We start from the raw sequence: 22679 nt of genomic DNA, 5'->3' as shown, positions 1-22679 counted from the left end.
CACCCTACGAGACTGTGAATCTTTTGTACCGCGTGTCGGGCGAATGTGATTCTCTAGGCAGACTGATCTGCTGGAGAGGATGATGGCTGACGAGGGACTTTTTGGCGAATTGCCGGATCAGTCGGCGCCACGAACCGAAGCGGTGCCGCGGGGTGCACCTCGGCTGCGCGAGCCCGTGCGCAATCAGGTCGAATTGCGGGCGGTCGATATCGACAGCCTGATCGGGCAGGATCATCTGGCCCGGGTGATCTGGGCTTATGTCGAGGGGCTCGACCTGAGCGAGCTGGAAGATCGGGTTAAGGCACGGGAAAACAGGCCGGGCCATCCGGCGCCATCACCCCGGCTGCTGCTGGCGCTTTGGCTGTACGCCACGAGCGATGGCGTTGGCAGCGCGCGGGCGTTGGATCGGCTCTGCGACAGTCACGACGTCTACCGCTGGCTCTGCGGCGGCGTGTCTTTGAACTATCACACACTGTCGGATTTCCGGGTCGGCTGCGCGGACCTGCTGGACCGTTTGCTGGTCGAACATCTGGTGGCTCTGAATGAGGCAGGGCTGATTGATCTGGAGAAGCTGACCCAGGACGGGGTGCGGATACGGGCGAATGCGGGGGCCGGCTCGTTCCGGCGGGAGGCAACGCTCGGCCGGCAGATGGCCCAAGCGAAGGCTGTGGTGGAAGAGCTCAAGCGCGAGGTCGATGCGGATCCGGAAGCCAGCAGCCGGCGTATCAGGGCGGCCAGAGAGCGCGCGGCACGCGAACGCAGTGAGCGGGTGCAGGCTGCGCAGAGGGCTTTGGACGAGATCAAGCGGAAGCGCAAGCAACTCGACGAAAAAGGCGGCAATGGCAAAAAGCCGAAGGAGCCCCGGGCCTCCACCACCGACCCGCAGGCAAGGGTGATGAAGATGGCAGATGCCGGCTTCCGCCCCGCCTACAATGTGCAGGTGGCCAGCGCGGCCGGCGAACTGATCGTGGTCACGGTCGACATCGACAACAACGGATCAGATCGCGGCTTGATGCGGCCGATGCTGGAGCGAACGCGCACTCGGCTGAAGCGCTTGCCGCGTCGCTACCTCGCCGATGGCGGGTTCTGCAGCGGCGAGGACATCGAATGGGCGCACGGTGAAGGCGTCGAGGTCTACTGTCCTCCGCCCAACTCCAGGAGCGGTGTCGATCCCTTTTTACCTCGGAGCAGCGACGGTCCTGGCGTCGCGGCCTGGCGGGCCCGCATGGCCAGCGAAGCCGGCAAGGCACAGTACAAAGCCCGCACGATCTGCGAATGCATCCATGCCCGGTGGCGGAACTGGGACCTCAGGCAATTGACCGTGCGCGGCATCGAGAAGGTCCGTGCCGTCGTGCTCTGGTACGCCCTCACCAACAACATCCTGCAAGGACACCAACTGGCAAAAGCATAGACAGCACAGCCATCCCCCGGCGGTTCGACATCGACGGCCCCCGACATCAGCGCGGGCGCTACCCACTCTTTAATATCGAATGCGGAAATGACTCACAGGCTCTACGATTCCATGGCCACATCACCGCCCCTTGGTCGGGATCTTGTTGTAAGGCACGTCCTTGTCTACCCGAATATCGCCCGGCAATCCCAGCACGCGCTCGGCGATGATGTTGCGCAGGATCTCGTCAGTGCCGCCGGCGATGCGCATCGAGGGCGAGGACAGCAGCATCTGCTGGAATTGGCCGTGCACCGTCTCCTCGTCGCTGCCCGTGAGCACGCCGGCCGCGCCCTGCAGATCCATGGCATAGGTCGCGATGTCCTGGAGCATCATGCCCGAGACAAGCTTGCCGATCGAATTCTCCGGTCCCGGCCGCTCGCCCTTCGACAGCGCCGAGATGGCGCGGTAGCTGGTGTATTTCAGCCCGCTCGACTTCACGGCCCAGCTCGCGAGCTTCGAGCGCACCGCGGGATCGTCGATGGCCAGACCATCCTCCAGCATCAGGTTGGAGCAGAACTCGAACATCTCAGGCACGCCGGTCGCAAGCCGTGCACCGATCGACATTCGCTCGTTCATCAGCGTGGTCAGCGACACGCTCCAGCCTTCGCCGACGGCGCCGAGCCGCTGGCTGTCTGATATCACCACATCCGTGAAATAGACCTCGTTGAACTCCTGCATGCCGTTGGCTTGCCTGATCGGCCGCACCTCGACACCGGGGCTCTTCATGTCCAGGAAGAACATGGTGAGGCCCTTGTGCTTGGGCACGTTCGGATCGGTGCGCGCGATCAACAGGCCATAGTCGGAATAATGTGCACCCGACGTCCAGATCTTCTGGCCGTTGACGACCCAGACGTCACCCTTCTTCTCCGCGCGGGTGCGCAAGCCCGCGACGTCGGAGCCGGCCGACGGTTCGGAGAACAATTGGCACCAGATCTCCTCGCCCGATGCAAGCTTCGGCAGGTACCGGCGCTTGGCGTCCTCGCTGCCCCAGGCCATCACGGTCGGGCCGCACATGCCCTCGCCGATCTGGAACGGCTGCGTCAGCTTGCCGTAGACGCCCTCTTCCTGCTGCCAGATCACGCGCTCGATCGGCGTCGCGCCACGGCCGCCATATTCCTTCGGCCAGTGCAGGCAGGCCCAGCCGCCCTCCGCCTTCTTCTTTTGCCAGGCCTTGCCGACCTCGACCATGTCGTGCTTGGCAAGCCTGATGCGGCCGAGCGAGGATTTGGACAGCTCCTCTTCGAGCTCCTTCGGCGCATTGGCGGCGATCCATTGGCGCGCCGTCTCGCGGAATGCGGCTTCCTGCGGGGTGTCGTCGAAATTCATGGCGCTTCCCTTTTGTTGTCATTCCGGGGCGCGCAACGCGCGAACCCGGAATGCAGAGGTTACCTACTCATCTCGAGATTCCGGGTTCGATGCTTCGCATCGCCCCGGAATGACGGCTAATTTCTTCCCCTCGTCGGGATCTTGTTGAACGGCACGTCCTTGTCGACCCTGATGTCGCCGGGCAGGCCCAGCACCCGCTCGGCGATGATGTTGCGCATGATCTCGTCGGTGCCGCCTTCGACGCGCGTGCCCGGCGCGCGCAGCAACATCGCCTGGAAACGGCCTGCGAGCTCGGCATCCTCGCCGCTGACCACGCCGCTCGCGCCTTGCAGATCCAGCGCGTAGGTCGCGACGTCCTGGATCATCGAGCCCGCGACCAGCTTGCCGATGGAGTTTTCCGGCCCCGGTCGCTCACCCCGCGACAACGCGGAGATGGCGCGCATGCTGGTGTATTTCAGCCCGCTCGCCTTCACCGCCCAGTTCGCCAGCTTCGAGCGTACCGCGCGATCCTCGATGGCAGGGCCGTCGTCGAGCATCAGGCTGGAGCAATATTCGAACAGCTCCGGGAAACCGGTCGAGACGGCCGCGCCGATGGCGCTGCGCTCGTTCATCAGCGTGGTCAGCGACACGTTCCAGCCGTCGCCGACCTCGCCGAGGCGCTGGTGATCGGGGATGCGGACGTTGGTGAAATAGACCTCGTTGAAGTCGGAGGCGCCGCTCGCCTGCTTGATCGGCCGCACCTCGACACCCGGGCTCTTCATGTCCAGGAAGAACATCGTGAGGCCCTTGTGCTTGGGCACGGTGGGATCGGTGCGGGTGAGCAGAATGCCATAATCGGAATAATGCGCGCCGGAGGTCCAGATCTTCTGGCCGTTGATGATCCAGTCGTCACCGTCCTTCTCGGCACGCGTGCGCAGGCCCGCGACGTCAGAGCCGCCGGCCGGTTCGGAGAACAGCTGGCACCACACTTTCTCCCCGGAGGCGAGCGGCGGCAGATAAGTGCGCTTATGTTCCTCACGCGCGAACGCCATCATGGTCGGCCCGCACATGCCGTGGCCGATGATGAACATGCGGGAGAGCTGGCCAAACGGCCCCTCTTCCTGCTGCCAGATCACGCGCTCGATCGGCGATGAGCCACGGCCGCCATATTCCTTCGGCCAATGCAGGCAGGCCCAACCCGCGTCGGCCTTCTTCTTCTGCCAAGCCTTCGCGACCTCGAGAATGTCTGCGTTCTTGAGCACGGTGCGGCCCAGCGAGGATTTGCGCAGCTCCTCCTCGTACTGCTTGGGCGCATTGGCGTTGATCCAGGCGCGAGCGGTGGCGCGAAATTCGGCCTCCTGCGGGGTGTCGTCGAAGTTCATGGTTCTTTTCTCTCTTCCGTCATTCCGGGGCGATGCGAAGCATCGAACCCGGAATCCAGAGGTTATCGACCCGTCTCGAGATTCCGGGTCGCGCTCCGCGCGCCCCGGAATGACAAGAATCTAAGCCGCGTTCTTCCTGCGCATGCGCTCGATCAGCTGGTCTTCCCAATAGGACAGGCTGCCGAGCCCGAGCGCCATCGCGTTGGCGCGGCGGTAGTACATGTGGCAATCGAACTCCCAGGTGAAACCCATGCCGCCGTGAACCTGGATGTTGTTCTTGGCGCAATGCTGAAACGCTTGCGTCGCGCTGATGCGCGCGGCGGCGGCCGCCTCCGGCAATTCAGCCGCGTTGGTCGAGAGTGCCCAGGCGCCGTAATAGCTGTTGGAGCGCGCCAGCGTCGCCGAGACATACATGTCCGCGAGCATATGCTTGATCGCCTGGAACGAGCCGATCTGTCGGCCGAAGGCGATGCGGTCGAGCGCGTAGTCGCGGCCCATCTCGAGCGCGCGGTCTGCGCCGCCGACCTGCTCGAACGCACACAGCACGGCGGCGCGGTCAAGCATCCGGGTGAGAATGCTCCACCCCTCCCCAGCCGAACCGAGCGGCTCTGCTTTGCAGTCCTTGAAAGTGATTTCCGCCTGCCCGCGGGTCGGATCGAGATTGGTGAGGCTCTTCACCTCGACGCCACCTGCCTTCAGGTCGACCAGGAACAGCGAGATATCGCTGTCGCGCCCGCCCGAACCAGTACGCGCAGCCACCACCGCGAAGTCGGCGATCGCGCCGTCCGCGACCGGTTTCTTCACCCCGTTGAGCACGCCGCTCGCAGCCGTCAGCTTGACGTTTTTGGGCGCGGGATTGCCCTTGCCCTCGAACAGCGCCAGCGTGCCGATCGCCTCGCCCGACGCGATCGCGGGCAGCCACTTCTTCTTTTGCGCGTCGCTGCCGGCAATCAGCAGCGCTTCAGCGGCAAGATAGACGGTCGAGGAGAACGGCACCGGCGCATTGGCGCGGCCCATCTCCTCCGCGATCACGCAAAGCTCGAGATGGCCGGCGCCGGCGCCGCCGAACTCCTCGGGGATGGCGACGCCGAGAAAGCCCATCTCGGCGAGCCCCTTCCAGAGTTCCTTGTCGTAAGGCGCCTTGCCATCGAGCACGACGCGCACGGCTTTGGACGAGCATTTTTCGGCGAGGAATTTGCGCGCCTGGTCGCGGAGCTGCTTCTGGTCGTCGGAGAAATCGAAGTTCATGGCGGGCTTACCTTTTTCTTGCTGTCATTCCGGGGCGCGACGCAGTCGCGAACCGGAATCTAGAGGTCACTCACTCATCTCGAGATTCCGGGTTCGCCGCTGCGCGGCGCCCCGGAATGACGAATTCAGTCGCATTCATCGCAGCACGATCACATCCTGGTCGGGCTCGTCCGCATAAAGCCGCTCCACCAGCGCCGCGCGGCGCTCGAGGCCGGCGCGCTGGTTGATGTAGCCCTTGTCGGTAAGCTCGTTGCCGTCGATCGAAGGCGGCTCGGCCATCAGCATCGCGCGCGCAATGATGCGGCTGCTGGCGCCCTCGCATTCCTTGTTATGGGCCTGCAGCCCGCGCTTGAAGCAGGCGATCACCTCGGGATGCTTCACCGCATCCTCGAAGCTGAGCTCGGCATTGCCGACGAGCTGCCGGCAGGCATGCAGATTCGGCCAGGCAAGGAGCCCGATGAAGGCGCGATCCTGCCCCGCGACCAGCGCGTCATGGACGACCGGCGTCGCCGCCGCGATCGCGTCGGTGCGCAGCGAGCCGACATGCACGAATGTGCCGGTGGTGAGCTTGAAGTCCTCGACGACGCGACCGGCAAAGATGATGCCCTTCACCGGATCGTTGTCGTCGACGAAGATGCCGGCATCGCCGATGCAGTAAAAGCCCTCTTCGTCGAACATCTTCTTCGTCAGATCGGGCTGGCCGAAATAACCTGATGTGACGTTGACGCCACGCAGCCGCAGCTCGTATTTCGAGCCGCATGGCACCATCTTCAACTCGACGCCGGGGAACGGCAGGCCGATCAGGCCGACGCGTTCGGTGTCCCAATAGGTGCCGGTCGAGGTCGGCGAGGTCTCGGTCGAGCCCCAGCCGGTGTAGAACACGATGCGCTCGCCGGTGGTCTTCACCGCGAGCGCCTGCATGCGGTCGTAGAGATCATCAGGCAGCCGCGCGCCGCCATAGGCCATGATCGACAGGTTCTTGAAGAACGAGCGGCACAGCGCGTCGTCCTTCTCCATCGCAGCGGCGAGCGCGGCGTAGCCGGCCGGCACGTTGGCGTAATAGGTCGGCGAGATCTCACGCAGGTTCCTGATGGTCTCTTCCAGCTGACCCGGCACTGGCCGGCCGTCGTCGATGTAGAGCGTACCACCGTCGATCAGCACTGGATGGAACGCGGCGTTGCCGCCCATCGTGTGATTCCACGGCATCCAATCGAGCACGACCGGTAGCGGACCGCCGGGCGTGCGCGGCCGCACCTGCATCATCATCGCCGCATTGGCGCACATCATGCGTTGCGTGTTGATGACCGCCTTGGGCATGCCGGTCGAGCCCGACGTGAACAGCAGCTTGCCGATGGTATCGGGCGTGATGCCGGCGATCGACAGCTCAACGTCGCTGGTCACCGGCGTCGCGGCAAGTTCGGCAAAACTGACGCTCTTGACGCCCTCGCAAGGCCGCACGACGTGAACGACCGTGACCCCGGTGAGGTCGATCGCCTTCAGCGCCTTCTCGAAGGTCGGGCCGTCCTGCACCATCACGACAGGCGGCTTGATCAGGTCGAACAAATATTTCAGCTTGACGTGATCGTGGCTCATCAACGAGTAGGCCGGCGACACCGGCGCTGCCGGGACGCGCGCCTGCATCGCGGCTTGCGTCATCAGCGCATGCTCGATCGAATTGCCTGACAGGATCGCGACCGGGCGCCCATCGAGTTCGAGATTCAGCAGTGCCTGCGTCAGCGCATCGACGGTCCGCTTGGCTTCGCCGTAAGAGACTTTTCGCCAGTCGCGCTTCGGGCCGCCGCGCTGCGCGAGCCAGATCCGCTCGGGCGCTTCCCTTGCCCATTTTGCCAGCGAGGCCGGAAGATGCTTCTCATAGGCCTGCAAGGGAATGCGCGACTTCAGCACCACCGTGCCGTCGGCGCGGCGCTCGACATCGATATCGCGTGCCAGCCACTCGACCTTGCGAAAGGCGGGCCTCGCCATCACCGCTGCCGCGCTTCCACTCATTTTGCGTCTCCCGGAATTACTGTCCTTTACGGATCGTTCTCGTCTCAGCGCTTGATATAGACAGGCTTTCGCTTCTCAAGGAAGGCCCTGATGCCTTCCGAAAATTCCTCGGAGCGGCTGCACAGGACCTGGTTGCGGTCCTCCATCGCGATCGCCGCTTCCAGCGATCCCGCATCGACGCTCATGTTGAGACATTCCTTTGATAGCCGTAGCCCCACGGGTGACGCGGTCATCATCGCATCGATGTAGGGCTCAGCCGCAGCATCAAGCTTGTCCTCGTCGACGACCTCCGAGACGAGTCCCACCGCAAGCGCGCGCTCGGCGCCGATGAAACGTCCGGTCAGAATCAGCTCCGATGCCACGGAGACACCGACGAGCCGCGGCAGGAAATAGCTGGTACCGATATCGCAGCCGCCGAGGCCAAGCTTGATGAAGGCGCAGTTCATCCGCGCCGATCTCGTCGCGATGCGGATGTCGGAAGCAAGCGCCAGCGCAAAGCCACCGCCGGCCGCCGCGCCCTGCACCAGCGAGATGATCGGCTGCGGACAGCGCCGCATCAGCATCACGATGTCGGCGATGCGCCGCTGCGAATCCAGCGACTCCGTGACACCAGGCGGCTCGTGCTGCCCGGCGCGCCGCGCCATCGCGGCCTTGAGATCGAGGCCTGCGCAGAAATTCTTGCCGGCGCCCTTCAACACGACCACGCGCGTGTCGCGGTTGCGCTGCAGTCCCTGGAAGTAGACATTGAGCGCATCGATCAGTGCGGGATCGAGCGCATTGAGGCTATCAGGACGATTGAGCGTCACCCGGTCGACGCCGTCATCATGCTCGATCAGCAGCGGTTGGGACATCGACAACTCCCCATCGTCGTCCTGGACAAGCGAGCAAAGCGAGCGCAGATCCAGGACCCATAACCACAGGCTTTTATTGTTGGCCACCGGCGCCGATTGAGCGCGCTCAACCACGAGCGCCGGTGGTCATGGGTCCTGGCTCCTGTGCGCCATTGCGCACAGGCCAGGACGACAGCGGAGTTACCGCGGAGCCATACGGATGGCGCCGTCGAGGCGGATGGTCTCGCCGTTGAGCATCGCGTTCTCGACCATGTGCACGGCGAGCGCGCCGTATTCCTTGGCATCGCCGAGGCGCGAGGGATGCGGCACCTGGGCGCCGAGGCTCTTGCGGGCTTCCTCGTTCAGCCCCATCAGCAGCGGCGTGAAGAACAGGCCGGGCGCAATGGTGTTGACACGGATCTTCTGGCTGGCGAGGTCGCGCGCGGCAGGCAAAGTCAAACCGACAACCCCGCCCTTCGAGGCCGAATAGGCGATCTGACCGATCTGGCCTTCATAGGCGGCCACCGACGCCGTATTGATGATAACCCCGCGCTCTTCACCGATGGGCTCGATCGTGACGAGACGCTCGGCGAACAGACGCAGGCAGTTGAATGTGCCGATCAGGTTGACGTTGATGATGCGCGCGAACTTTTCCAGCGGGTAGACGCCGTCGCGGCCGACGATGCGCTGTGAACCGCCGATGCCAGCGCAGTTCATCAGCACGCGGGCGACACCATGCGCGGCTTCCGCCTTCGCGATCGCCGCCTTGATCTGCTCCTCGCTGGTGACGTCGGCATGAAGCGCGACGCCCTTCACTTCCGCAGCGACCTTCTCGGCATTCTCCTTGTTCTGGTCGATCACGCCGATCTTGGCGCCCTTGGCCGCCATGGCGCGGGCCGTGGCTTCGCCGAGACCCGAACCACCCCCGGTGATGAGAACGGCTACGTCTTTCAATTCCATCGCAATCTACCTTTCCTTGGGCGTTTCTTCTCTAGACTTGAAAGTTTCGACCGGATTATCCGGCAGCTGCAGCTTCCCCGGCTTGTGTGAGGATGCCGCCGCAGATGAGCGTCTCCATGTGCTTGATGTATTGCCGGCAGACTTCCTCGGTGACCGGGCCGACGCCGGTCGCGCGAGACATCGCGTGCCGGCCGAAGAACAGGTGATCGCAGGCGCCGATCAGGCTGGTGTAGAACAGCACCGGGTCGGTCTGACGAAACTCGCCGCGGCTGACGCCTTCAGCGAGCAGCCGGCGGTGAAAGTCGAGCAATGGCGCGACGAAAAACTTCGACACTTCGTCGGCAGAGCCCGCCTCGCTCTCATGCAGGAGATAGTGAATCAGCCGGTTCATGTAGGGGAACCGGTGATAGGCGCGGATGATGCCGGCGATGTGCAGCTTCAGCTTCGCCGTCGCCGTGATCGGCTGCGCCAGAAGGTATTCGAGGTTGGACATTTCGGTCGCGGCATCGCGCGCGAGCAGCGCCAGCAGCAGACCGTCCTTGTTGCCGAAATGATATTTGACCAGCGCGGCGTTGGCGCCGGATTTCTGGGCGATGTCGGACAGCGAGATCTCGATCGACGAACGTTCGATCATCAGCTCGCTCGCGGCCACGAGCAATTTCTCTGCCGTGGAATTCTTACCGCTCGGAAGCCTGTTCGGTACGCTGGTATTCACGGAGATCCTTGCTCTCGCCACTTGAGGCGGGCGGCAGATAAGCCCAAGCAGCGCCTCCCCACAAGAGTTAATTGATCGATTGACTAAATCATAGCCTACCCCTTAAAACCCCCACAACCCAATTCAGAACAATCCTGGGAGAGACCGAAATGGCCGAGGCATATATCGTCGCCGCTGCGCGGACCGCCGGCGGGCGCAAGGGGGGCCGCCTCGCCGGCTGGCATCCGGCCGATCTGGCCGCGAAGGTGCTGGACGAGCTGGTCGATCGCACCAAGGTTGATCCGGCCCTGGTCGAGGACGTGATCATGGGCTGCGTGATGCAGGTCGGCGAGCAGTCCAACAACGTCGCGCGCAATGCGATCATGGCCTCGAAGCTGCCGGAGAGCGTGCCCGGCACCTCGATCGACCGCCAATGCGGCTCCTCGCAGCAGGCACTGCACTTCGCCGCGCAAGCCGTGATGTCCGGCACGATGGACGTGGTGATCGCGGCCGGCGTGGAATCGATGACGCGCGTGCCGATGGGCCTGTCGTCACAGCTGCCGGCCAAGAACGGCTTTGGCAATTACAAGAGCCCTGGCATCGAGAAGAGATATCCGAACATCGTGTTCAGCCAGTTCACCGGCGCCGAGATGATGGCCGAGAAGTACGGCCTGTCGAAGGATGATCTCGACGAATATTCGTTCCAGAGCCATCAGCGCGCGATCGCAGCGACGCAAGCCGGCCACTTCAAGAAGGAGATTGTGCCGCTCGAGATCGTCAGAGCCGACGGCTCCAAGGATACCCACCACATCGACGAGGGCATCCGCTTCGATGCCACGCTCGAGGGCATCAAGGGCGTCAAGTTGATCGCCGAGAACGGTAAGCTCACCGCAGCCAGCGCCAGCCAGATCTGTGACGGCGCCTCCGGCGTCATGGTGGTGAACGAGCGCGGCCTCAAGCAGCTCGGCGTCAAGCCGCTCGCACGCATCCACCACATGACCATGACCGGCGGCGATCCCGTCATCATGCTCGATGCGCCCCTGCACGCCACCAAGAAGGCGCTGGATAAGGCCGGCATGACGATCGACGACATCGACCTGTTCGAGGTCAACGAGGCCTTCGCCTCGGTGCCGACAGGCTGGCTGAAGACCACCGGCGCTGATCCCGCCCGCCTCAACGTCAACGGCGGCGCCATCGCGCTCGGCCATCCGCTCGGCGGCTCCGGCACCAAGCTGATGACGACGCTGGTTCACGCCCTGCACCAGCGCGGCAAGCGCTATGGTCTGCAGACCATGTGCGAAGGCGGCGGCATGGCGAATGTGACGATTGTGGAGCGGCTGTAGGCCGAGGCGTCGCTACACAAACGGTGTCGTCCCGGCCGAGTGCGCGGTTGCGCACTAGGCCGGGATGACACCGTTATTGGTGAGAGATCTCGAGCATGACCCATCCGTCCATCCACGCAAAGACCACGCCCGACAAGATCGCCTACCAGATGGCCGGGACCGGCAAGGCGATTACCTATCGCGAACTCGACGAACTCTCGAACCAGGGCGCGCAGCTGTTCCGCTCGCTGGGGCTGAAGGCCGGCGATCACATCGCACTGCTGATGGAAAACCGCCTCGCCTTCATGGAGATCTGCTGGGCGGCGCAACGCAGCGGGCTCTATTACACCGCGATCAGCCGCTATCTGAAGCAGGACGAGATTGACTACATCATCGGCGATTGCGGCGCCAAGGTCGTGATCACCACGCCGAAATGCGCCGAGCAGATCAAGGACCTGATCAAGGGCAAGCCGGGCGAGCCCATCTTCTACATGGTCGACGAACCGCTGCCCGGCTTCCGCTCCTACGACAAGGAAGCCGCGGCGCAGCCGACCGCGCCGATCGCGGACGAAGTCGCCGGTTACGACATGCTGTATTCATCGGGTACGACGGGTCGACCCAAGGGAATCAAGAAAGCCTTCGAGGGTAACAAGATCGACGTGCCGAACGCGTTCCTGCGGGTGCTCTGCGCCGACATGTGCGGCATAAACGCCGAGAGCACCTATCTGTCGCCGGCGCCGCTCTATCATGCAGCTCCGCTGCGCTTCAACATGATGGCGATCGTGCTCGGCGGCACCTCGATCATCATGGAACATTTCGACGCCGAGGACTTTTTGAAGCTCATCGAGAAATACAAGGTCACGCAATCGCAGCTGGTGCCGACCATGTTCGTGCGCATGCTGAAGCTGCCGGATGAGGTCCGCACCAAGTACAATGTCTCGACCTTGAAGGGCGCGATCCACGCCGCCGCACCCTGCCCGGTCGACGTCAAAGCAAAAATGATCGAGTGGTGGGGGCCGATCCTGATCGAGTATTACGCGGGCTCGGAAGGCAACGGCGTCACCGTCTGCAATTCGCAGCAATGGCTGGAGCATCGCGGCAGCGTCGGCCGCGCCGTGGTCGGCAAGATCAAGATCCTGGACGAGAACGATGAGGAACAGCCGGTCGGCGAGATCGGTACGGTCTATTTCGCCGACGCGCCCGCGTTTACCTATCACAACGACCCCGACAAGACGAAGAAGGCCTACAACGCCAAGGGCTGGTCGACGCTCGGCGATGTCGGCTATCTCGACAAAGATGGCTTCCTGTTCCTCACCGACCGCAAGTCCTACATGATTATCTCGGGCGGCGTGAACATCTACCCGCAGGAGACCGAGGATGTACTCATCACCCATCCCGAGGTTGCCGACGTCGCCGTGTTCGGCGTGCCGAACGAGGAGATGGGCGAAGAGGTCAAGGCCGTGGTGCAGCCGCACGACATGAAACGCGCCGGCAAGGCGCTCGAGGCGGAGCTGATCGCCTATTGCAGGACGCGTCTCTCCGCCATCAAGTGCCCGCGCTCGATCGACTTCGAAGCCGAGCTGCCGCGCACGCCGACGGGCAAGCTGGTGAAACGGCATCTGCGCGACCGGTATTGGCCGAAGACGGTGGCGAAGATTTAGCGGGGTTGGCAGGGTGGGTTAGCCGAAGGCGTAACCCACCTCTTTCGTTTCCGCGGGAGCAGAAGTGGTCGGTTACGCCGAGCAGATGTGCTTCGCACATCCGCAGGGCTAACCCACCCTACGATGTCGGTGCCCGTAGCCTCAATCAAACAGGCTCGGCGTGTGGTTCACAAGCGCGCCTTCGATCTCGAGCATCTTCAGCTTCGTCACCACGCCGCCATTTGCCGAGAATCCGCCGGGCTTGTTGCCGGCCGCGAGCACGCGATGGCAGGGCACGACGATCGGGCACGGATTGCGGCCGAGCGCCTGGCCGACGTCGCGCGACAGCTGCACGCCGCCCAATTGCTTGGCGATGTCGCCATAGGTGATGGTCTTGCCAGGCGGGATGGCGCGCGCGATCTCGTAGACGCCGCGGTTGAATTCGGGCACGCCGTCGAGATCGAGCTCGATATCGGTGAGGTCGTCGTGCTCGCCCGCGAGCAGTTTTGTCATGCGCTCGATGGCGTGCTGCACCTCAGGCGTCGGCTCGGCTTCGGTGGCGTCGGCATGGCGCTGGCTGATGCGGGTGCGGATCTTCTGCTCGCCGCCCATCGGCAGCTGCGTGCCGTTGATGCCGCGCGGGCCCCAGGCGATGGCGCAGAGGCCGATCCTGGTCTCGAACAGGGCAAAATGCTGGTCGGTCATGACTTGGTTCCTGAGCTTGCGTCCCTCTCGCATGCCCCCATTGTGTTCTCCGCCTAAATCTAGGCTTGGAAATAGTTGCGATCCACCCGGTTTCCGGGAATCTTGCACAGGAGTTCCGCCCTCTTTCGCGAGCCCCCAATGCAAAGCCTGCACGTCAACGGTTACGACATGCCCTATCTCGACGTGGGCGAAGACAAGGGCAAGCCGCCGCTGGTCTGCGTGCATGGCTCGCTCTCCGACTTCCGCGTCTGGGGCTGCGTACTCGGCCCGCTGACGCAGCGGCATCGGATGATCGTCCCCAGCCTGAGGCACTTCTTCCCGGCAAAGTGGGATGGCGTCGGCGACACCTATTCGATTGCCCAGCATGTCAGTGATGTCATCGCCTTCATCGAGAAGCTGGACCTCGGTCCGGTCGATCTGATGGGCCATTCCCGCGGCGGCCACATCTGCTTCCGCGTCGCGCAGCAGCGGCCCGATCTGCTGCGGCGGCTGGTGCTGGCCGAGCCTGGCGGCGAGCTCGATGCAAGCCTCGATCCAGACTATGCCGGCGGGCCTTCGCCGCTGCTGGCGCGGTTCACGGCCTCGGCGGAGAAGATCGCGGCCGGCGATGTCGATGGCGGGCTTGCGGTGTTCGTCGACACGCTGGAAGGGCCCGGCACCTGGCCGCGATTGCCGGCGATGGTGAAGCAGAATCTGCGTGACAATGCGTATACGCTGATCGGCCAGGTCCGCGACAAGCGGCCGCCGTTCTCGAAGGCGGATGCTGAATCCATCAAAATGCCGACGCTGTTCATCCTGGGCGCGCGGACCAAGGGCCTGCTGCCGAAGGTGCTGCACGCGCTCGCGGCGCATGTGCCCTACTCCAGGACGGCGATCATCCCGAACGCGACGCATCCGATGTTCGAGCAGGCGCCGCAGAAATATTCCGAAGTGGTCCTGGACTTTCTGGCGAGCTGATCATGCAGAGCTTTCGCGTCAACGGTTACGACATGGCCTATCTCGAAGTTGGCGAGGGCCCCCCGCTGCTCTGCGTGCACGGCACGCTCGGGGATTTCCGCACCTGGTATTCGGTGCTCGGCCCGCTGTCGAAAAATCATCGTGTGATCGCAGTCAGCCTGCGGCATTTCTTTCCTGAACATTGGGATGCCGTCGGTGACGACTACAAGATGGCGCAGCACGTCTCCGACGTGATGGCCTTCATCGAGCAGGTCAAGCCGGGCCCGGTCGACCTGATGGGCCATTCGCGCGGCGGGCACATCGCGTTTCGCCTCGCACAGGCGCGGCCTGATCTGTTGCGCAAACTGGTGCTGGCCGAGCCGGGCGGCGATCTCGACGCCAGCCTGCCACTGCCGGAAGGCACGCCGGCGTATCCACCGCTCGCGGCCAAGACGACGCGTTCGGTCGAGATGATCTGTGCCGGCGACATCGAAGGCGCGCTGCAAAACTTCTATGAGGGTATCGAAGGCGACGGCTCGTGGCGGCGCGTACCGGCGGCGGCAAAGCAGCAATTGCGCGACAACACGCCGACCTTCCTCGGCCAGATCAACGAGCAGCGCCGGCCCTACACGCGCAGCGATGCGCAGGCGATCAGGACGCCGACGCTGTTGATCGGCGGCGGCGCAACGACGGGAAGTCTGTCGGTGATATGGCGCGTGCTGGCGGAGCACATCGCGGGCGCCAAGACGGCGGTGATCCCCAACGCCGGACACTGGATGTTCGAGCAGGCGCCACTGGAGTTTTGCGAAGTGGTGGATCGGTTTTTGGCGGAGTAGCGCCCGGCGCTGTCCCACAACTTCGAAAACAACCCCATGCACAGTAGACCGCATCAATAAAATCAAGGGCTTACGTAGCCAAAACCGCCAATGATTGACGGCCCTCCCTCCGGCGATATCGTTGACTACGGAATTCCGTATTAGATGCGGCCGAACGCGCCGCGCTCGCGCATGCGCAGACGGCGGGACGGATGACTGAGGAGAGATTGAGGGCGACGGACGAGGTGGCGGCGTAGCGGCAAGCGCGCCGTCATTCCGGGCGCGCGATAGCGCGACCCGGAATCTCGAGGTTCCGGGTTCGATGCTGCGCATCGCCCCGGAACGACGAACAAAAGCAAAATCGACAAAACAGGAGGAGACCCATGAAACTGTCCCAGGAGCAATTGGAGTTCTTCCACCGCGAGGGCTGGCTGTTTCTGCCCGAACTGTTCAGCCAGGAAGAGGTCGATCTCCTGGCGCGCGAGGCGGTCGGCATTTACGATGCCAACCGGCCCGAGGTCTGGCGCGAGAAGAGCGGCGCGCCGCGCACGGCGTTTGCCGCGCATCTCTACAACGAGGCATTCCGCATCCTCGGCGCACATCCGCGCATGATCGAGCCGGTCGAGCAGGTGTTTGGCGAGCCTGTCTACATGCACCAGTTCAAGATCAACGCGAAATCGGCCTTCACCGGCGACGTCTGGCAATGGCACCAGGATTACGGCACCTGGAAGCGCGACGACGGCATGCCGGAGCCGCGCGCGATGAACATTGCGATCTTCCTCGACGAGGTGATGCCGATCAACGGCCCCTTGATGCTGGTGCCGCGCAGCCAGAATGCCGGCGATCTCGAGGCTTCGCACGACCTCGCCACGACGTCCTACCCGCTGTGGACGCTGGATGAGGACACCGTGACGCGCCTCGTCAAGCAGGGCGGCATTGTCGCGCCGACCGGCAAGGGAGGCGGCATGCTGATGTTCCACGGCAATCTGGTGCACGGCTCCAGCGGCAACATCACGCCCTACCCGCGCAAGATCGTGTACCTGACCCTGAACGCGGTCTCGAACTATATCCGAAACCCGACGCGCCCCGAGTATATCGCCCATCGCGACTTCACGCCGATCAAGACGGTGGATGATGATGCGCTGGTGCGGCTGGCGCGGGCACCGCGACAGGCGGCGGAGTGAACTGTCATTCCGGGGCGACGCGTGGCGTCGAGCCCGGAATCCATTTATCCCCCGTCTCTGCGGCCCGATGGATTCCGGGCTCGCGCTTCGCGCGCCCCGGGACGACGAGCCTTAGTTGTTGTACGTAGGACATCCCCCATGAACCTCTTCCGCCTCCTGCAAGCCCGCGCGTCCGCCGGCAAGCCTGTCCGTGTCGCGCTGATCGGCGCCGGCAAGTTCGGCTCGATGTTTCTGGCGCAGGTGCCGCACACGCCGGGACTGGAGGTGCCTGTTATAGTCGACATCGACCGCGAGCGTGCGCGCGAGGCCTGCCGCACTGTCGGCTGGAGCGCCGACCGGATCGCCGCAACCGTTTTCACCGATGACGGCACGCGTGCGATTGCCGGCGGCGCGATGGAGGTGGTGGTGGAGGCGACCGGCAATCCGGCCGTCGGCATCCGCCATGCGCGCGCCGCGATCGCGGCGGGCAAGCATATCGTGATGGTCAATGTCGAGGCCGACGTGCTCGCCGGCCCGCTGCTTGCCGAGGAGGCGCGCAAAGCGGGCGTGGTCTACTCGCTCGCCTATGGTGACCAGCCGGCGCTGACGGCGGAGATGGTCGACTGGGCCCGCGCCACCGGTTTTCGCGTCGTCGCCGCCGGCAAGGGCACTAAATATCTGCCCGCCTATCACGACGTGACGCCTGACGGCGTCTGGCAGCATTATGGTCTCACCGCCGGCGAAGCCCAGTCGGCCGGCATGAACCCGCAGATGTTCAACTCCTTCCTCGACGGCACCAAATCGGCGATCGAGATGGCAGCGATTGCCAATGCCTGCGCCCTCGACGTGCCCTCGGAGGGACTTCTGTTTCCGCCCTGCGGCGTCGACGATTTGCCGCACATCATGCGGCCACGGTCGCGCGGCGGCGTGCTGGAGCGGCCGGGCGTGGTGGAAGTGGTCTCCTCGCTGGAGCGCGACGGCCGGCCGGTGTTCCGCGATTTGCGCTGGGGCGTCTATGTCGTGCTGGAGGCGCCGAATGATTACGCCGCCGACTGTTTCAAGCAATATGGCCTGAAGACCGATGCCAGCGGACGCTTTGCGGCGATGTACAAGCCCTATCATCTGATCGGGCTCGAGCTGAACATCTCGGTGCTGTCGGCGGCGCTGCGGGGCGAGCCGACCGGGCAACCTTTCGGCTTCCGCGGCGATGTCGCGTCCGTCGCCAAGCGCAATTTGCGCGCCGGCGAAATGCTCGACGGCGAAGGCGGCTACACCGTGTGGGGCAAGCTGGTGCCGGCGGCCGCGAGCCTGAAAGCCGGCGCCCTGCCGATCGGCCTCGCCCATCGTCTCAAGCTGAAGCACGACGTTGCCCATGGCGAGATCGTGCGCTGGAACGACGTCGAGTTCGACGCGAACAACGAGACGATCAGGACACGGAAGGCGATGGAGGCGGCGTTCGCGAAGTAGCAACCAGATCTTGCGAGACACATCCCTCGAACTCGGAGCGCAACTCGGCGACTGCATGCATGATCCGCTCGAATGACTGAGCTGCGCGTAGACGGTCGCCGCCCCGCGACACCAGCTGACTGATGCTTGCAAGCAGAATACTTGATTTCTCGATGCGCATCAGTTGGTCGCCGAACCCGCCAGACTCTGCTCCATACGAGAGTTCGGATGCCAACTCATCACAGAGCCTTGTGAGCTCGGAAACAAAGGCATCGGATGACAGATCGTGGCCGGGAGCAGGGAATTGCAGGACGTTGTCGCGCTTCATTCGAGCCTCCGTCTGCTATACGACGCTCGCCCGACCTTGGATCAGTGTGCATCAAGCTGAATGAGCTGCCCCTGTTTGCGCTCACCTCCATCAACCCTTGCCTTCAAGGAACAAGCAGACATTCCTGCGCGGGAACCTATTCCGCGGCTGGGAGTTAGCCCCGTTCCGTCTCCAGAGTCCCCTTGAATGAAAACGACCGCCGCCGCGGATCCCCAAAGCCTTGAGTTGCTGATCAACGGGATCATCGACTACGCCATCTTCATGCTGGATACCGACGGCCGTGTCAGGACCTGGAACAGGGGCGCTGAACGCCTCAAGGGCTATGCCGCCGATGAGATCATAGGGAAGCCTTTTTCGACCTTTTACACCCCCGAAGATCGGCAGAAGGATTTGCCGTCCAAGGCGCTGGCAACCGCCGCGGAGACAGGAAGGTTTGCCACTGAAGGCTGGCGCGTCAGAAAAGATGGCAGCCGCTTCTGGGCGCTCGTCGTTCTCGATGCCATCCGTGACGAGGAAGGCGGTCTGATCGGGTTCGCGAAGGTGACGAGAGACATCACCGAGCGGCAGCAGGCCCGTAACGACCTGCTGGAAAGCGAACGACGATATCGCCGGCTCGTTGAAGCCGTCGTCGACTACGCGATTTTTCAACTCGATCCCTCCGGACATGTCGCGACCTGGAATCCCGGAGCCGAGCGCATCAAGGGTTATCGGCCGGAGGAGATCATCGGCCGGCATTTCAGCACCTTCTACACGCCCGAGGATCTTGAAAAAGAAGTGCCGAAACTGGCGCTGAAGGAGGCCGCCGAAAAAGGTCGGTTCGAAGCCGAGGGCTGGCGCTTGCGCAAGGACGGCACGCGCTTCTGGGCCTCGGTCGTCATCGACAGGATTACCGACGAGAGCGGCACGATCATCGGCTTTGCGAAAGTCACGCGTGATCTCACCGACCGGAAGCAGGCCCAGGACGAGCTGCACCGGGTCCAGGAGCAACTCGTTGCATCCCAGAAGCTCGAGGCGGTCGGACAGCTCAGCGGAGGCATCGCGCATGACTTCAACAATCTTCTGATGATCGTGCTGGGAAACCTCGAGAATGCAGAGCGCAACAGCCGCAACGTCGGAGCACCGAATCTCCATCGCGCGCTGGCAAATGCGAAGCGCGGCGCTCAGCGGGCCGCCGCGCTGACATCTCGGTTGCTCGCCTTCTCGCGCCGTCAGGCGCTCGATCCCAAGCCGATCAATCTCAACGGCTTCCTGAGTGGCCTGCAGGAGTTCCTTCAGCGCACTTTAGGTGAACGCATCGAAGTGCAGACGGTGGGCGGCGCCGGTCTTTGGCAGATCGAAGTGGACGTGAACCACCTGGAATCGACGATCGTCAACCTTGCGATCAATGCCCGTGATGCGATGCCCGACGGCGGGAAGCTGACCATCGAGGCGGCCAATGTCTCCGCTGACGAAGACTATTCGCGTGTCAACCCGGAGCTCGCAGCCGGCCAATATGTCGCTATCTGCGTGAGTGATACCGGCTCCGGCATGACGCCGGAGGTCCTTAATCATGCATTTGAGCCGTTTTTTACCACCAAGGAGCCTGGGCAGGGGACCGGGCTTGGACTGAGCCAGGTCTATGGTTTCGTCAAACAGTCCGGCGGACATGTGAAGATCTACAGCGAGGTCGGGGAAGGCACGAGCATCAAGATGTATTTCCCGCGTTACGCGGGCAGTGCACAGCCCAGTTCCGAGCCTGCGGACGAGTTCGTGGCGGAAGGCGTCGCTGTAGAGACCATTCTCGTCGTCGAAGACGATCCCGATCTCAGGACCTACGTTTCGGACGTCCTGCGGGATCTCAATTATCGGGTTTTGTCTGCCAGCAGCGCGCAGGCCGCTTTGACCATTTTGTTGCAGGAAGATCAGCAGGTCGATCTGCTTCTGACCGATGTCGTCATGCCCGGCATCAACGGTCGCGATCTGGGACGGCGCGCGCAGCAGATCAGGCCCAAACTCAAGATTCTCTACATGACAGGTTACTCGCGCAACGCCGTCGTTCACCAGGGGCGGCTCGACGAGGGCGTGGAACTGCTGGAAAAGCCCGTCACTCAGGCAAGGCTGGCGCTGAAGATTCGCGAGCTGTTGGATCGAAGGTGAAATGAGCGGTAAAGCCTGACGGGGAGTGAGGCTCGATCTTAACGAGCCTGCCGGGCGTTCGGCATCAGGTCTATGAGGCCCAGATCCACGAGCGTGCGATGGAAACGCCGTTTCCGTTCGGAGCTTGAGGCGAAGTAGGCTTCCCGGCAATCATCCATCAAGCTCGCACGGGTGGCGAAGACCGGATCAAGCGCAACGCCCGCCCGTTGCAACGCGACAGTACCAAGGAAGGCGATATCGAGGTCTGCGCCTGGTCCGGGGCTGAAGTGAGGGATATTGAGGGCTTCTATCGCGTAGAAGGTACGAAAAGGGCTCCGCCCATCTTCCGGTCGTTTCAGCTGTCGATCGATCTGTTTCGTCAGCACGGGTTGATGGTCGCCGTAATGCACGATGAGAACAGGCCGGTCAGGGAAGCTGCTGGCCAGCCTGGCTCTGGCGGTTTGCCAGGCTGACGCGGTCTCTGCCAGTCGCGTGTAGTATTCGGCATATCCGGCATTGGGGAGGCTGGCCATGGCAAAGGCGCGTTCCCTCTCGAAAAGGCCTGAGGGCACAAGCTGCCTAGTGTGCGGGCCGTGATTGAAGTTGGTCAGCGCATAAAGAAATCTCGGCGTCGGGTCGTGAGCGACCCTCTTGGCATACGCAGCGATGACCGCATCCAGAAACACGGCGTCGGAATTTGTTGCCTCGAAACGCCTGAGATCGAATGGCGGGGGAAGTTCATCGACGAAGATGCGGTCGTCGATACCGATCGAACTGTAGAATTTATCGTAGCTGAGAAATCCGCGGCGACAGCTTGAAATCAATGTCGAGTGGTAGCCGAGCGAGGCCAACGAACGCGGCAGGCTGCTATGAAAGCGGCCGGCGCCCTTCTTGAAGAGATAGTAGGCGCTTGAACCGAAGCTGGCACTTGAGAGGCCGGTCAGCAGGCTGAATTCGGATTGCCACGATCCTCCGCCGTAGATGTCGACGTTCAGGCCGCCAAATTCCGCATCTGGCGGGGACAGGAAGGCTTCGACTGTTGGATCGACCGGAAGGCCGAAAATGCGCGGGTCGAAGACGGACTCGTGCTGTATGACGATAATGTCGGGAGAACAGGCGGAGCGCGCCGGCATGGCCTCCCGCAAGGGCAGCGGTTCGTTGGCGATATCGCTCAGCGCCAACGCACCGAACTGTCGCCAGCAAGCAGGGTCGACCAGCGAGGCCATGAAGGTTGAGTAGAAGCACCGCCCTTGCGTCAGAGTGAGCCGCAAAGACGTAACGCCCTTTGACGCGCAAGCCTTGGCAAAGCCGATGAGCGCAAGCAGGAGCAAGAGAACGCGAGGCGTGACGGGAATGGGAGAACCCGCGCCATAGAGCAGAACCGCGCTTGAGGCGAAGGCGAACAGCGCGCCTGCGGCCAGAACACCCAGCATCATGCGTGGGTATTGCAGGACAAAAAACGGGACCGTGCCTGCAAACGCCAGGGGCAGATCGGAAACCGTCAGCTTGAGCGCGCTGTGGTCGAATTTGACTGAGGATATGCCTGATATCGCCACGGCCAGCAGGCCGGACAGCAGGATCGCTCGCTCGACATCGGCCACAAAAACCAGCAGCAGGGCTGCATTGAAGAGAAGAGCTGCGACCGCAAACGGCAGATGTTCAACGCTCCGTTCGGTCAGCGCAACGGCGGCAATGACTGCTCCGAGAATGAAAATCAAAATCATGGATTGAGGATGCCCCGAGCTCTTGAATTTTGCAATTTGGGAGCTCGGATTCATCCGGGCATCATCTGCCGTTCTTCAAGGCAGCCGCCTCTCTTCCGTGGCCCTGGCAGTGAACACCCGCAAAACCACGGAAGCGGCGTTCGCAGCGCAGCATTGACGGGCGCCGGCAAAACGAGGGATCGCCGGGGCGACCAAAGTGCGCTTGATTTGCAGGTTTGCTTTGGTCATCCTGACCACGATCCGGAATTCTGAATTTCGGACACACGTCGGCCGCCGGCGAAGAGCAAAGCGACGACAAGATCGCGATCCCTCGTCGAGCTATCGACACCACAGAGAGGGGACACGCATGAAACGTCGTAAATTCCTGACGGCAGGCGGATTGGGCCTGGCCGCAAGTGTGGTCGCTGCGCCGGCGATCGCGCAATCGATGCCGGAGGTGCGATGGCGGCTCGCCGCGAGCTGGCCGAAGGCACTCGATACGCTTTATGGCGGCTGCGAATATTTCTGCAAGCGCGTCGCCGAGATCACCGACAACCGTTTCCAGATCCAGCCCTTCGCAGCCGGTGAGATCGTCCCGGGCCTGCAGGTGCTCGACGCGGTCTCGAACGG

General features: G+C 63.1%; 19 protein-coding genes (1 of these 19 cut by a window edge). 9 read left to right on the top strand and 10 right to left on the bottom strand.

Translation table 11 applies throughout. The features are described from left to right. Positions 1–79: 79 nt before the first annotated feature. Positions 80–1411, top strand: a complete 1332-nt coding sequence (locus tag AOQ71_RS12910; protein WP_057742559.1) for an IS1182 family transposase — start codon at positions 80–82, stop codon at positions 1409–1411. Positions 1412–1531: 120 nt separating this feature from the next. Here AOQ71_RS12910 and AOQ71_RS12905 read toward each other — a convergent pair whose 3' ends face one another. From AOQ71_RS12905 to AOQ71_RS12875, 7 genes are all read right to left on the bottom strand, one after another. Next, complete coding sequence (locus AOQ71_RS12905) at positions 1532–2776, bottom strand: acyl-CoA dehydrogenase (protein WP_057746798.1); 1245 nt, start codon at positions 2774–2776, stop codon at positions 1532–1534. A 116-nt stretch (positions 2777–2892) separates the two neighbouring features. Further along, positions 2893–4137 (bottom strand): acyl-CoA dehydrogenase, encoded by a 1245-nt coding sequence (locus AOQ71_RS12900; RefSeq protein ID WP_057746795.1) that lies wholly within the window; start codon positions 4135–4137, stop codon positions 2893–2895. 120 nt (positions 4138–4257) lie between these two features. After that, a complete protein-coding gene (locus AOQ71_RS12895) occupies positions 4258–5385 on the bottom strand; it encodes an acyl-CoA dehydrogenase family protein (RefSeq protein WP_057746792.1) in 1128 nt (375 codons plus the stop codon). Between the two features lie 135 nt (positions 5386–5520). Further along, positions 5521–7392 (bottom strand): AMP-binding protein, encoded by a 1872-nt coding sequence (locus tag AOQ71_RS12890; protein ID WP_057746789.1) that lies wholly within the window; start codon positions 7390–7392, stop codon positions 5521–5523. Positions 7393–7436: 44 nt separating this feature from the next. Beyond that, positions 7437–8243, bottom strand: coding sequence for an enoyl-CoA hydratase/isomerase family protein (locus tag AOQ71_RS12885; protein WP_057746910.1), 807 nt, complete (start codon positions 8241–8243; stop codon positions 7437–7439). Positions 8244–8423: 180 nt separating this feature from the next. Next, positions 8424–9182, bottom strand: coding sequence for an SDR family NAD(P)-dependent oxidoreductase (locus AOQ71_RS12880; RefSeq protein ID WP_057746786.1), 759 nt, complete (start codon positions 9180–9182; stop codon positions 8424–8426). Positions 9183–9237: 55 nt separating this feature from the next. Next, positions 9238–9816, bottom strand: a complete 579-nt coding sequence (locus AOQ71_RS12875) for a TetR family transcriptional regulator (RefSeq protein WP_245316859.1) — start codon at positions 9814–9816, stop codon at positions 9238–9240. A gap of 230 nt (positions 9817–10046) precedes the next feature. Between AOQ71_RS12875 and AOQ71_RS12870 the strand changes: the two genes are divergently transcribed. Both AOQ71_RS12870 and AOQ71_RS12865 read left to right on the top strand, forming a co-directional pair. Then, entirely contained in the window at positions 10047–11219 is a 1173-nt protein-coding gene (locus AOQ71_RS12870) for an acetyl-CoA C-acetyltransferase (RefSeq protein ID WP_057746782.1), read from the top strand. A gap of 95 nt (positions 11220–11314) precedes the next feature. Further along, on the top strand, positions 11315–12859 hold the full coding sequence (locus AOQ71_RS12865; RefSeq protein WP_057746779.1) for an acyl-CoA synthetase: 1545 nt from the start codon (positions 11315–11317) through the stop codon (positions 12857–12859). Positions 12860–13000: 141 nt separating this feature from the next. Here AOQ71_RS12865 and AOQ71_RS12860 read toward each other — a convergent pair whose 3' ends face one another. Next, positions 13001–13543 (bottom strand): methylated-DNA--[protein]-cysteine S-methyltransferase, encoded by a 543-nt coding sequence (locus AOQ71_RS12860; protein WP_057746907.1) that lies wholly within the window; start codon positions 13541–13543, stop codon positions 13001–13003. A 138-nt stretch (positions 13544–13681) separates the two neighbouring features. Between AOQ71_RS12860 and AOQ71_RS12855 the strand changes: the two genes are divergently transcribed. From AOQ71_RS12855 to AOQ71_RS12840, 4 genes are all read left to right on the top strand, one after another. Continuing rightward, positions 13682–14500, top strand: coding sequence for an alpha/beta fold hydrolase (locus tag AOQ71_RS12855; RefSeq protein WP_057746776.1), 819 nt, complete (start codon positions 13682–13684; stop codon positions 14498–14500). Positions 14501–14502: 2 nt separating this feature from the next. Continuing rightward, a complete protein-coding gene (locus AOQ71_RS12850; protein WP_057746773.1) occupies positions 14503–15315 on the top strand; it encodes an alpha/beta fold hydrolase in 813 nt (270 codons plus the stop codon). A gap of 362 nt (positions 15316–15677) precedes the next feature. Next, on the top strand, positions 15678–16478 hold the full coding sequence (locus AOQ71_RS12845) for a phytanoyl-CoA dioxygenase family protein (protein WP_057746770.1): 801 nt from the start codon (positions 15678–15680) through the stop codon (positions 16476–16478). Between the two features lie 138 nt (positions 16479–16616). Beyond that, entirely contained in the window at positions 16617–17924 is a 1308-nt protein-coding gene (locus tag AOQ71_RS12840) for an NAD(P)H-dependent oxidoreductase (protein WP_057746767.1), read from the top strand. On the opposite strand, the gene AOQ71_RS45045 is transcribed toward AOQ71_RS12840, so the two are convergent. Continuing rightward, positions 17884–18231: a hypothetical protein gene (locus AOQ71_RS45045; protein WP_157083497.1), complete on the bottom strand. Its 348-nt coding sequence runs from the start codon at positions 18229–18231 to the stop codon at positions 17884–17886. The genes AOQ71_RS12840 and AOQ71_RS45045 overlap by 41 nt on opposite strands. 186 nt (positions 18232–18417) lie before the next feature. Here AOQ71_RS45045 and AOQ71_RS12835 point away from each other — a divergent pair, with 186 nt between their 5' ends. Next, positions 18418–20367 (top strand): hybrid sensor histidine kinase/response regulator, encoded by a 1950-nt coding sequence (locus AOQ71_RS12835; RefSeq protein WP_057746764.1) that lies wholly within the window; start codon positions 18418–18420, stop codon positions 20365–20367. Between the two features lie 38 nt (positions 20368–20405). Here AOQ71_RS12835 and AOQ71_RS12830 read toward each other — a convergent pair whose 3' ends face one another. Further along, the gene (locus AOQ71_RS12830; protein ID WP_083514153.1) at positions 20406–22124 is read right to left on the bottom strand and encodes a sulfatase-like hydrolase/transferase; all 1719 of its coding nucleotides are present in this window, start codon (positions 22122–22124) and stop codon (positions 20406–20408) included. A 292-nt stretch (positions 22125–22416) separates the two neighbouring features. On the opposite strand from AOQ71_RS12830, the gene AOQ71_RS12825 reads away from it, so the two are divergent. Further along, positions 22417–22679, top strand: the 5' portion of a protein-coding gene (locus tag AOQ71_RS12825; protein WP_057746759.1) for a TRAP transporter substrate-binding protein. It continues 826 nt past the right edge of the window; 263 of the gene's 1089 nt are visible here — the first part of the coding sequence; the start codon lies at positions 22417–22419; its stop codon lies off the right edge, out of view.

Origin of the sequence: Bradyrhizobium manausense (assembly GCF_001440035.1) — a bacterium.
GTDB lineage: Bacteria > Pseudomonadota > Alphaproteobacteria > Rhizobiales > Xanthobacteraceae > Bradyrhizobium > Bradyrhizobium manausense.
The sequence above is the reverse complement of the archived record's forward strand: the minus strand, read 5'-3'. Positions and strand labels throughout refer to the sequence as shown.